Raw genomic sequence first — 11138 nt, forward strand, 5'->3', positions numbered from 1 at the left:
TTGCCCAGCCAGGACGCCGCCAGATTGACGGCACCGGGCACATGCCCGCCCTGCTTGGCACCAGCTTCGGGCCAACCATTGAAATAGGCACTGGCACGCGTGTCCAGCGGCAGCGGATTGGTGGCGGCTGCTGCCGGCGTCCACGGCAGCGTACATGCCGCCAGCCACAACAAAGCGTGTGTTTTCATGTGATCTCCAGAATGGCCTGCGACCCCGCGATAAGGGAGTGCAGAAGCCAAGGCTGCGCAGCTTACAAGCCGGCGCAAGGCAAGGCAATGTGCTTGCCTGGTGAACGGCAGCTTCATTCCCCCACGCTTTCGATTGCCAACCCCCTGCCCCCGAATACGCTATACTGCCCCGCTTGCACCGGCCGCCATCCGCCGGTGCTTTTATTTTGACTCTACCGCAGTCGGCGCGGATGGATGCCGGACACCGGCTCGCCGCAGCAAGGAAACCGCATGACTACCTTCGCCGAACTAGGCCTGATCGAACCCATTGCCCGCGCCGTTGCCGACGCAGGCTATACCATCCCGACCCCTATCCAGCTGCAAGCCATCCCGCAGGTACTCAAGGGCGGCGATCTGCTGGCGGCGGCACAGACCGGCACCGGCAAGACCGCCGGCTTTACCCTGCCGCTGCTGCAACGCCTGGCCACCACACCGGTCAATAGCCGCGCCGGTCGTCCGCGCGCGCTGGTATTGACGCCGACCCGAGAACTGGCCGCCCAGGTTGCCGAATCGGTCAAGACCTATGGCCAGCACCTGAAGCTCAGCTCCATGGTGATGTTCGGCGGGGTCAGCATCAATCCGCAATACGCCCAGCTGCGCAAGCCCATCGATATCGTGATCGCGACCCCGGGCCGTCTGCTTGACCATGTACAGCAAAAAACCATAGACCTGTCGGCCGTCGAAATTCTGGTACTGGATGAAGCCGACCGCATGCTGGACATGGGCTTTATCCGCGATATCAAGAAGATTCTGGCCATCATGCCGCCACGCCGCCAGAACCTGCTGTTCTCGGCTACCTTCTCCGATGAAATCCGCACCCTGGCCGACGGCCTGCTGGATAACCCGCAACTGGTGGAAGTGGCACGCCGCAATACCTCCAGCGAACTGGTGACCCAGCGCGTGCATCTGGTTGACCGCGACAAGAAGACCGATCTGCTGATCAAGCTGATTCAGGACAATAACTGGCATCAGCTGCTGGTTTTCACCCGCACCAAGCATGGCGCCAACCGCCTGTCGGAAAAGCTGGACAAAGCCGGCATCCGCTCTGCCGCGATTCACGGCAACAAGAGTCAGGGTGCACGCACCAGCGCGCTGGCCAACTTCAAGTCGGGCGAACTGCAGGCTCTAGTCGCGACCGACATCGCCGCGCGTGGTCTGGACATCGACCAGCTGCCGTTTGTCGTCAACTTCGAACTGCCGAATGTGCCGGAAGATTATGTGCACCGTATCGGCCGTACCGGCCGTGCCGGCTCCAGCGGCGAAGCGGTGTCTCTGGTATGCGTGGATGAGCTGAAACTGCTGAAAGATATCGAGCATCTGATCAAGAAAAACATCGAGCGCTTCGAAGTTGCCGGCTACAAGGCCGACTTGTCGGTCAAGCCCGAGCCGCTACTCAAGCCGCGCCAGCCACAAGGCCGTAGCCAGGGCGGCCGTCAGGGCCAGAATGCCGGCAACGGCAATAATGCCCAGCGCGGTGCACCCGCCCAGCAAAAGCAGAAGACTGCCCATGCCCATCAGGCCAAACCGCATGGCCACGATGCACCCAAGCCGCAAGCCGCCAAGCCTGCCGGCCAGAGCCGTAGCAAACAGGCTCGCCCGCAATCGGCACTGTTCAGCCAGCCAAAACGCTAAAACCGGATGCGCTGCGGGCCGTCTGCATGACAGTCCGCAGCGAACAAGGTCTTGGCATCAGCACAATACGGCATCCGGCGTGATGCCCTGTGCGCCGGCAATACGCTTAAGGTGGGCCAGGCTCTCGATCTGGATCTGGCGCACCCGCTCCCGCGCCAAGCCCAATAGCTTGGCCACTTCCTCCAGCGTACACACCTCACTCCCGTTCAAGCCATAACGATGCTCGACCACCTGACGCTCCCGGTCCGGTAATTCTGCTAGCCAGCCTTGCAGATAACGCACCATTTCGGCATTGTTCAGCGCGACATCCGGCTCTTCCTGGTCAACATCGGCAATCGCATCGCCCACGCTCAAACCATGACCCACATCCAGAGGCGTATCCAGCGATGTCATACGCTGGTTCAGATTCATCATGCGGCGTACATCCTCCACCGGCATGCCTACATGCTTTGCGATTTGATCTATCGTGGGCTCCGTACCCCAGCGGCGTTCCAGTTCGCTTGCGGCTCGCAGATAGGTATTCAGCTCCTTGACCACATGCACCGGCAAACGGACGGTACGTGACAGGTTCATGATGGCGCGTTCGATATTCTGGCGTATCCAGCAAGTGGCATAGGTCGACAGGCGAAAGCCGCGGCTGACATCGAATTTTTCCACCGCATGCATCAAGCCCAGATTGCCTTCTTCGATCAGGTCCAGCAAGGGCAAACCACGATTCAGATAGTGTTTGGCGATGCTCACCACCAGGCGCAGATTGTGCTTGATCAGTAACTGCTGGGCTTCATGCTCGCCCGTAGCCATGCGCTCTGCCAATGCCCGCTCTTGTGCTGCAGTGAGCAGCTTACTACTGTTGATATCCTTCAGGTAAATCTGGACAATATCGACCAATTCCTCGTATTCAGCGCACTCTCCCTGCTGGGCATCACGCTCGTCCGCTATATCCAACATTCCCATTTCAAGCAAAACCTGTGCTGTATCACGCATCGCCGCCTCTTCCGCTGAAAGCAGACCGGGCCCGACAATGCTGCCCGGGCCCAGTAAATTCATAACCAATAAAAATACCTATTTGATTATTCTATTTCATATTAGAGAATAATAATAATGAAATATATCAATACGAAGCATGAGAAAAATCCATGCACGGAAAAGCCGGAATCTGATGTGAAAAAGCCACGCTTCGACATGCAATTAAGCAATCGATAGCGCCATATTAATGCAATTGCAATAGCAATGGTTACACTAGCAAGCAGTATCCGAGTGGCGAAAACACAAGGGATGAATCTGGCATCATGACAGACTACACACCCCGACAGGCGCAACAACAGCTCCTGCTATTGCTGGCCTACGGGCTTAGCATGGGCTTGGGCCATTTTCTGCTGCCCCCCCTTGCGGCCGGTCTGCTACCCGCTAGTTTGCTGGCGCTAGCCGCAAGCTTGCGTCTGGGCTGGCCTGCCATCCCCTCCTGGCTGCTCTGCGGCACACTACTGCTGTTTTTCCTGCCGCAGCAGAATGCAACGATCGTCTTTGCCCAGTTCTTGTTCTATTTCAGTTTGCTGCTACTCGCTGCGCTATGGACCCAAAGACAGCAACGCGCACACGCGGCTATCAGCAAACAAATCCAGACGGCAGACAGTCAAGCGCTGTACTACCAAACCATCGCGGCTTCCTCGCCTTTTCCCTTGCTGCTCAACCGGATTGAAGATGGCACCATCCTGTACAGCAACCAGCAGGCCAATCGGCTGTTCCGCAACCCGCTTGATCCTGAAAGCCTATTACGGGTTCAGGATTTTTATGTTGATCCAGACAAGCGCGCGCGTGCCAATATCACGCTGATGAACGTGGGGGCGCAAAGCGAGCAGGAGGCCGAGCTGATCGATGGCCAAGGGCGGCACTTCTGGGCGCTGATCTCCAGCAACTGGTTGCGCATCAACAACGAATTACTGGTCTTGAGCGCCATCTACGACATCAGCGAGCGCAAGCAGCTGGAAATACGCCTGCAAGCCGGTAACGCCTCACTGCAACAACATGTGCAAGAAATCGAGCGCCTGCAGCATGGGCTACGCGAGCAGGCGCTAACCGACGTGCTGACCGGGGTATTCAACCGTCGCCACCTAGAGAGCATCATGCCCAGTACGCTCAAGGTTCTGCAGCGGCAGGCCAGCCCGTTGGGCGTACTGATGCTGGATGCCGACCACTTCAAGAAAATAAACGATAACTACGGTCACAAGAGCGGGGACCTGGTGCTCGCTGCCATCGGCAAGACGCTGCGGGATTTTTTCCGCGACAGCGACATCGTCTGCCGCTATGGCGGGGAAGAGTTTGTGGTGATGTTGCCCGGCACTTCACTGGAGCAGACAGAAATCAAGGCCGGCCAGTTGCGGCGCAAGATCGAACAACTGCGGGTGACGGCTGTCGATGGCCAGATACTGCAATTCACCGTGTCTATAGGCGTCTCCGCCTACCCCTTGCATGGCGACGATGCCGAAACCCTGATCCATGCAGCAGATGATGCGCTGTACCGGGCCAAGGCCGACGGACGCAATCGTGTTTATTGCGCCCATCTGAGCACCGAGGCCAAATACTAAGCCGTGTTAATATTGCGCCATGGAACTCTACCGCTTCTTGCAACAACAAGGCTTCGGCAGCCGCAAGGAATGCCGCAAACTGCTCGAATACGGTCTCGTTGAAATCAACGGCGAGATCAACGACAACTGGCGTGCCGACGTTTCGGCCGCCGACATCCGCACTCTGGTCGTCGATGACGAACCGTGGCAAGTCCTGCACGGCCCGGTTTATATGATGCTCAACAAGCAGGCAGACACCGAAACCTCGCACAAGCCGCTACATCACCCCAGCGTCTACTCGCGCTTGCCGCCGCAGTTCACCAATCTGGGCGTCAGTGCGGTCGGGCGCCTCGATGCCGATACCACCGGCCTGTTGCTGCTGACCACCGACGGCCAGTTCATCCACGCGCTGACTTCGCCCAAGAAACAGGTGCCAAAATGCTACCGCGTGACACTCAAGCACCCGGCAAGCGACGCGTTGCTGCAACAGCTAAGCTCGGGTGTACTGCTCCGGGATGAGGACGAAGCACTTGCGGTCGACGCTGTCGAGCGCATCGAGACCCACACCATCGACATGACCATCAGTCAGGGCCGCTACCATCAGGTCAAGCGTATGGTCGCCGCAGCCGGTAACCGGGTGAACGCGCTGCATCGCATCGCCATCGGCCCCTTGCCACTGGCGGATCTCGCCCCCGGCCAATGGCGTTTCCTGACCCCGACCGAACTTGCCAGCCTGGGTTTTAGCGGCTGAACTCGCCGCGACACAAAGCAAAACCCCCGCATTTCGCGGGGGTTTGTTGTTTGAAGAGGTCATCCGCTCTCAAGCGGCGGCCAAGGCAATCGCCAGCGCCTGCTTGCGGTAGCGCTCGGCAGCATCCGGCTTGTCCAGACTAGACAGCAAGTCGGCCAGCTGGGCATAAACCTGCAAGGTAGGCTGCACCGACAGGCTCGCCTCCAGATAGCTTTGCGCCTTGCCCCACAGCTTTTGTTCCCGGGCGAGGCAGCCCAGTGCAAACAGCAGTTGATGGTCGCGTGGCCGGAACTTCAGCCAGGCTTCAGCCTCCTTGATCAGCTCGACCCGCTTGGATGGGCTGATCTGTCCTGCCGTGCGCGCCAACAATAAAGCGAGCTCGGGCGCATCCTCATCGGCCGCCAGACTGGTCGCGACCAGTACCGCCGCCGCATCAAAGCTCCCCAATTCGGCCAGACGCCCGGCAACCTGAACGACGAGTTCGACATTACCGCGCTCGACTTCCGGAATCTTGCGCCACCAGGCGCTGATCTCTTCGCCACCGGCAAAACCGGCCAGCTGCTGGGTGTAAGCAGCCAGACGATAGCGCCGGGCTTGTGCCGCATCCAGCGCATCCGACTTAAGCAGCTTCTCGCTCAACTGCAGCACGGCATCCGGCTGCTTGAGCTTGAGGCGGATCTTGAGCTCCAGCTTGAGCGCCGAAGTCAGATTGGACGAGATCGCACGCGCACGCTCGATTGCAGCCAGAGCTTCCAGCGGCTGCTTGGCCTCGTAGCGCAACTCGGCCTCCAGCATATGGCGTGCCAGTTGCAGACGCTCGGGCAAGCCTTCCAGCTGGGTCAGATATTCGTCCCTATGCGCCAGATCATTGGTCTGCGCTGCCGAACGCGCGGCGATCATCAGTGCCAGCGCGCGGTTTTCTACGGCAAACTCATCTTCCACCGCCTTGTTTGCCTCGCGTTCGGCCTTCTGGTAACGCCCCTCGAAAAAAGCCACTGCCGCTTCACGCAGTGCATGACGCGAAGCCTTGAGCTTTTTTTGACGCTGAAACGCACGGACTTCTTCCGGCAGGCGTACCGCCATTGCCACCAGGCGCAGCGCACCATGTGCCAGAAAAATCAGTACGATGATGCTGACAATCAGCAGGTTAAACGAGACTTCCATGCGGTAAGGCGGGAAGAATAAAATGGCATAGCCGGTATTGACGGTGGCAGCCAGACCCAACAGCACCGCCAAGGCAAACAGGCCGATAATCCACAAGACAAACTTCACGGTTTCACCTCCATGCGCTCTTGTGCATCACGTACCGTTTTAAGGGTGACCCCCAAGTCCGGCAGTACCACATCCAGCGGCGCATCTTTGAATCCGTTCAGTGTCGCCAGCCATTGCTGGGTTGCCGGCGCATCGCGGTCGAAATAGCGTTCTACATAGCTGCGTGCGGCAACAATATCGGCATTGAAGGTTTCACCCATGCGCCCCTGCAAGGCGATACGGGCATCCAGCAGACGCATTTTCAGGTTTTCACGCAGGAAGAAAGCCTGCTCGGGCGACAGCAATAGCGCCTCCGGCTTATCCATGCGGCGGATACGGACCAGCTCGCCGATGCTGGCCGACAGATCGGACAGCGCACGCTCCCACCATGAGGCATGCGCCGGCAAGGCGGCACGCGTGGCAGAGACCGGTGCCAGGCGGTGATGGTCGACCGCCAGCGGCAGGGTGTCGACCAGCAGCATCAGCTGGTCGAGCTTGAGGGTCATGCCGACATTATCCAGATAGGGCAGCGCCTTGAGCTCGATCAGATCCTTGCTGACCGACTTTTTCAGGCTGATCAGCTGCGGGCTGTCAAAGCGCGCCAGACGGGCATCGACCATTTCCAGTGCCGACACGGCTGCCGGCACATTGCCGGCCAGTTGCAGTTGCTGGCTGGCAATGGACAGGGTGTGCTCGATCTCGGCCAGCAACCAGTCGCTGCGGTTGCGTGTCAGCTCCTGATACATGCCTTCCAGCGTGGCATATTGCCCGGCCGACTGATTGACGCGCGCCTCCAGCAAGGCCAGCTTGGCATCGGTAGCCTGCAAAGCGCCTAGCGTGGCAGCACTTTGCTCGCGCAAGACTCGCGCCGAACCGCCGGCATCCGCCAGGCTTTGTGCCAGCGACAGACGCGCCTGATCCAGCGTTAAACGGGTTTCGTAATATTGCCAGCCAGACAGGCCCAGCGCCGCGAGCGCCACGATCAGCGCAAGATTAAGGGAACGGCGGCCTTGAGCCGTAACGGGAATATCGGTAATCGGGGTGTCGCTCATGGATAGTAAAGACCACGCTGAGGTTCGACAAAGCGGGACAGATGCCCGCACTAGTCTTCATTGTAACGTCAAGCTCATGACGACGGCCAGTAAAGGGGAATCAGAACGCAGGGAGTGTGGTTTGGCAAGGTGCCGGAATGGGGAGTGGGGAGTGGGGAGTGGGGAGCTTCGCCAAGCGGGCGGCCGTGTCAAGCCGCCTTGCCGCCCACGCCCCCCTTGTCCTTTGCCGGTCTAACCCGCCAGCAACATCGCCACCTGGCGCAAGCCCGGCCATGGCTCGCCCTGCGCCGCGCCCTTGATCTGGCGGTCGACTTCGGCACACTGGGTCAGCGCATCCATCAGCTTGCGCGGCCCGATGCGGCGCAGTGCCGGTTCGGCCAGCTTTTGCCGCTCGCCCCACAGCTTGAGTTCACGCGACATTTCACGGGCATTGCGCCCGTCTTTCATGCCCTGACGCAGCTTGAGCAGCATGCGCACATCCTCGGCCAGCGCCCACAATACCAGCACCGGCGCTTCGCCCTCGGCTTCCAGCCCTTCCAGCATGCGCACCACGCGGGCCGCATCCCCTTGCAGCCAGGCCGACGACAGATGAAAGACATCGAAACGCGCCACGTTGGCCACCGCCTCGCGGACCTGCTCGAGGGTGAGCTCGGCCTGCGGATACAGCAGCGCCAGCTTGTCGACTTCCTGCCGTGCGGCCAGCAGATTACCCTCGACCCTGTCGACAAAGAAGGCCAGCGCCTCGCTGCCCATGCCCTGTCCCTGTGCCTTAAGCCTGCGCGCCACCCAGTTCGGCAGTTCGGTACGCGTCACCGCCTTGGCGTCGATTTCCAGCGCCGATTTTTGCAGGGCGGTAAACCATTTCCCCTGCAACTGCACCCGCTCCAGCTTGGGCAGAATCACCAGTGTAATGGTGTCCGGCGGCGGATTGGCCGCCAGACGCTGCAAGGCCTCGCTCCCCTCGGCACCGGGCTTGCCCGACGGGATGCGCACTTCCAGTAGCTTGAGCGAGGCAAACAGCGACACGCTATTCATGGCATTGGCGAGCGCCGACCAGTCAAAGCCCGGCTCTACCGTCAGCACCTCGCGCTCCAGATAACCGGCCTTGCGGCCCGCCTCGCGGATGGCATCCGCGGCCTCCAGTGCCAGCAGCGTTTCTTCGCCGTGGATCAGATACAGCGGCGCCATGCCACGCCCGAGCAGGCTTTTAAGCGCCTCAGGGCTGGCCTGTGACATTCGCCGGCCCCGCTGCTGCCGCATCCGTTTGTGGACGCTGGATATAAGCCAGGCGACGCACCAGCTGATTGGCTGCTTCACGCTGCATGCCGGCCCACAACTGCGCTTCTTCCTGTTCCTTGCCCAATACCACTTGCTCCGAGTACGACATCTGGCGGCGTACCACCACATTCAGCGGCACCGGGTCATCCGAATGGCGGAAGATCAGCGTGGCACTCTGGCGCAGCGTCAGCTGATATTCGCTAACCTTGCCGGCACGGTTGACGGTCAATACATCCTTGCTGGTGGACTCCGGCGCCATCTGCAGCACGGCATCGGCGGCGACCCCCTTGCCTGGCAGGCCGACACGGCCATCCCGCTTGAGCTCGACCAATACCTGATTGTAAACGGCACCGCTGCCATCGACGGACAGGCTGGCAAACGGCATCGCCTTGAGCGGCCCGCCCAGCCCGCGCAGATGAAAACCGCAAGCCCCCAGCGACAGCGTCAGCAAGGCCGCGGAACTCCAAGCAAGCATACGATTCATGTTTTCCCCAGATAAAACAAATTTTTCTAACCCCACCTTAAAAAGCCGGGTCACCCCGGCTTTTTAAGGTGGCAGACAATCAAACGACAATATTCACCAGCCGGCCCGGTACCACGATAATTTTCTTCGCCGGCTTGCCTTCCATGAATTTCTGGATATTTTCATGCGCCAAGGCAGCCGCTTCGATCACATCGCGTCCGGCATCGGCAGCCACCACCACGCTACCGCGCAACTTGCCGCACACCTGCACCATCAGCTCGATCTCGCTCTTCACCAAGGCGGCGGCATCGACTTCAGGCCAGGCCTGATCCAGCAAAGCGGTACCCGGCTTGAGTTCGGTCCACAGCGCTTCGCAGATATGCGGCACGACAGGGGCCAGCAGAATGACCGCAGTTTCCAGCACTTCCTGTGCCACGGCGCGACCGGCCGCATCCGCACAATCGGTCTTGTCGTAGGTATTCAGCAGCTCCATCACCGCAGCGATCGCGGTATTGAACTGCTGGCGACGGCCATAATCATCGGCCACTTTCTGGATGGTGGCATGCAGCTTGTAGCGCAGATCCTTCAGGCCGGACGACAGCTCGCCCGAGGTGTATTTGTCGGTCACGCCGGCCGCCACATATTCGCCGCTCACGCGCCACAGGCGTTTGAGGAAGCGGAATGCGCCTTCAACTCCGGCATCCGACCACTCCAGACTCTGGTCCGGCGGCGCGGCAAACATCATGAATAGACGCGCGGTATCGGCGCCGTACTGTTCGATAAAGGCCTGCGGATCGACACCATTGTTCTTGGATTTGGACATCTTCTCGATGCCGCCCACCGTCACCGGCAGCCCGTCTACGCGGTGGGTAGCGGCAATCACCTTGCCCTTGGCATCGCGTTCCAGCACCACATCGACCGGTGCGATCCAGTCTTTGGAACCGTTAGGCAGCTCGCGGTAGAAAGTTTCGCAGATCACCATGCCCTGGGTCAGCAGGCTCTTGAACGGCTCGCTGGACGACACTAAGCCTTCGTCGCGCATCAGCTTGTGGAAGAAGCGTGCGTACAACAGGTGCAGAATGGCGTGCTCGATACCGCCCACATACTGGTCGACTTGCAGCCAGTAGTCGGCCGCTTTCTTGTCCACCATGGCAGTGTCGCACTGCGGGCTGGCGTAGCGTGCGTAGTACCAGCTGGACTCCACGAAGGTATCCATGGTGTCGGTTTCGCGGCGGGCAGCGCCACCGCACTTCGGGCAACTGGTTTCGTAGAATTCCGGCATCTTGGCCAGCGGGCTGCCGGCGCCATCCGGAATCACGTTCTCAGGTAATACTACCGGCAGGTCTTTTTCCGGTACCGGCACATCGCCGCAGCACGGGCAATGGATGATAGGAATCGGGCAGCCCCAGTAGCGCTGGCGGCTGATGCCCCAGTCGCGCAGGCGGTACTGGGTCTTCTTGGCGCCGGCAGCCTTGGTTTCCAGCGCCACAACGATGGCATCGAACGCAGCAGCAAAATCCTTGCCGTCGAATTCGCCGCTATTCATGGTCACCAGTGAACCGTCCTTGGACGCGTACCATTCTTTCCAGACACCGGCATCGAAGTCGTTGTCGCCGGCACGCGGCGCGTAGACCTGCACAATCGGCAGCGCATATTTATTGGCAAAAGCAAAGTCGCGTTCGTCGTGCGCCGGCACCGCCATCACCGCGCCTTCGCCATAACCCATCAGCACATAGTTGGCGACCCATACCGGCAAGCGTGCGCCGGTCAGCGGGTGAACCACGAACAGGCCGGTGTCCATGCCCTTCTTTTCCATGGTCGCCATATCGGCTTCGGCCACCGAGCCGGCCTTGCATTCGGCGATAAAGCCCTGCATGGCCGGATTACCGGCAGCAGCCTGCGTCGCCAGCGGATGTTCGG

General features: G+C 60.1%; 9 protein-coding genes and 1 pseudogene. 3 read left to right on the top strand and 7 right to left on the bottom strand.

Features of this window, described 5'->3' with window-relative positions; all coding sequences use genetic code 11:
- Window positions 1-188: pseudogene (locus tag ACRC1E_RS05585) on the bottom strand (hypothetical protein); the annotation flags it as partial.
- 270 nt (window positions 189-458) lie between these two features.
- On the opposite strand from ACRC1E_RS05585, the gene ACRC1E_RS05590 reads away from it, so the two are divergent.
- Window positions 459-1859 carry a DEAD/DEAH box helicase gene (locus ACRC1E_RS05590; RefSeq protein WP_438514123.1) on the top strand — a complete coding sequence of 467 codons (1401 nt, stop codon included), beginning with the start codon at window positions 459-461 and terminating at the stop codon, window positions 1857-1859.
- Window positions 1860-1916: 57 nt separating this feature from the next.
- Here the strand turns inward: ACRC1E_RS05590 and rpoS are convergent, their stop codons facing one another.
- On the bottom strand, window positions 1917-2807 hold the full coding sequence (gene rpoS / locus ACRC1E_RS05595; RefSeq protein WP_438514124.1) for an RNA polymerase sigma factor RpoS: 891 nt from the start codon (window positions 2805-2807) through the stop codon (window positions 1917-1919).
- 341 nt (window positions 2808-3148) lie between these two features.
- On the opposite strand from rpoS, the gene ACRC1E_RS05600 reads away from it, so the two are divergent.
- Together ACRC1E_RS05600 and ACRC1E_RS05605 are read left to right on the top strand one after the other, a co-directional pair.
- Window positions 3149-4444 (top strand): sensor domain-containing diguanylate cyclase, encoded by a 1296-nt coding sequence (locus ACRC1E_RS05600; protein WP_438514125.1) that lies wholly within the window; start codon window positions 3149-3151, stop codon window positions 4442-4444.
- A gap of 19 nt (window positions 4445-4463) precedes the next feature.
- Window positions 4464-5174: a pseudouridine synthase gene (locus ACRC1E_RS05605; protein WP_438514126.1), complete on the top strand. Its 711-nt coding sequence runs from the start codon at window positions 4464-4466 to the stop codon at window positions 5172-5174.
- 69 nt (window positions 5175-5243) lie between these two features.
- On the opposite strand, the gene ACRC1E_RS05610 is transcribed toward ACRC1E_RS05605, so the two are convergent.
- From ACRC1E_RS05610 to leuS, 5 genes are all read right to left on the bottom strand, one after another.
- A complete protein-coding gene (locus tag ACRC1E_RS05610) occupies window positions 5244-6446 on the bottom strand; it encodes a heme biosynthesis HemY N-terminal domain-containing protein (protein ID WP_438514127.1) in 1203 nt (400 codons plus the stop codon).
- Complete coding sequence (locus ACRC1E_RS05615; protein ID WP_438514128.1) at window positions 6443-7477, bottom strand: uroporphyrinogen-III C-methyltransferase; 1035 nt, start codon at window positions 7475-7477, stop codon at window positions 6443-6445. Before ACRC1E_RS05615 ends, ACRC1E_RS05610 begins: the two co-directional genes overlap by 4 nt.
- A gap of 231 nt (window positions 7478-7708) precedes the next feature.
- Window positions 7709-8713 carry a DNA polymerase III subunit delta gene (gene holA / locus ACRC1E_RS05620; RefSeq protein ID WP_438514129.1) on the bottom strand — a complete coding sequence of 335 codons (1005 nt, stop codon included), beginning with the start codon at window positions 8711-8713 and terminating at the stop codon, window positions 7709-7711.
- The gene (locus ACRC1E_RS05625; RefSeq protein ID WP_438514130.1) at window positions 8694-9239 is read right to left on the bottom strand and encodes an LPS-assembly lipoprotein LptE; all 546 of its coding nucleotides are present in this window, start codon (window positions 9237-9239) and stop codon (window positions 8694-8696) included. The genes holA and ACRC1E_RS05625 overlap by 20 nt, the downstream gene beginning before the upstream one ends.
- Window positions 9240-9318: 79 nt before the next feature.
- On the bottom strand, window positions 9319-11138 hold a 1820-nt coding region (gene leuS, locus ACRC1E_RS05630), incomplete at its 5' end, for a leucine--tRNA ligase (RefSeq protein WP_438514131.1).

The sequence above is a fragment of the Craterilacuibacter sp. genome (assembly GCF_051659485.1).
Classification (GTDB): domain Bacteria; phylum Pseudomonadota; class Gammaproteobacteria; order Burkholderiales; family Chromobacteriaceae; genus Craterilacuibacter.